We start from the raw sequence: 501 nt of genomic DNA, 5'->3' as shown, positions 1-501 counted from the left end.
CTACGGCATCGGCGCCGACCTCGGCGGCTTCGGCGCCACCGCAGGCGCGGGCAGCGTGCTCTCCGGCCGCCTGTCGTACTTCTTCGGCCTCGAAGGCCCCGCCATGACCGTGGACACCGCCTGTTCCTCATCGCTGGTCGCCCTGCACCAAGCGGGATTCGCTCTACGGCAGGGTGAGTGCTCGCTGGCCCTGGTCGGCGGGGTGACCGTGATGGCCAACCCGCAGATCTTCGTGGAGTTCTCCCGCCAGCGCGGCCTGGCCGCCGACGGCCGGTGCAAGGCGTTCGCCGACAGCGCTGATGGCACCGGTTGGTCCGAGGGTGTCGGTGTGCTGCTGGTCGAGCGGCTGTCCGACGCCCAGGCCAAGGGCCACAACATCCTGGCCGTGGTCCGTAGCTCCGCGGTCAATCAGGACGGTGCGTCCAATGGTCTGACCGCCCCCAACGGCCCCTCCCAGCAGCGGGTGATCCGATCCGCGCTCACCAGCGCCGGCCTGACCAT

At 70.5% G+C, this 501-nt stretch carries 1 protein-coding gene; it reads left to right on the top strand.

The annotated features are described in order from the left end of the window. The coding region (locus JK364_RS54595) for a beta-ketoacyl synthase N-terminal-like domain-containing protein (RefSeq protein WP_269146475.1) at window positions 1–501 on the top strand (501 nt) is incomplete at both ends.

It is taken from the genome of Streptomyces endocoffeicus (assembly GCF_016741935.1).
GTDB classification, from domain to species: Bacteria; Actinomycetota; Actinomycetes; order Streptomycetales; family Streptomycetaceae; genus Streptomyces; species Streptomyces endocoffeicus.
This window is presented reverse-complemented; position numbering and strand designations above follow the sequence as displayed.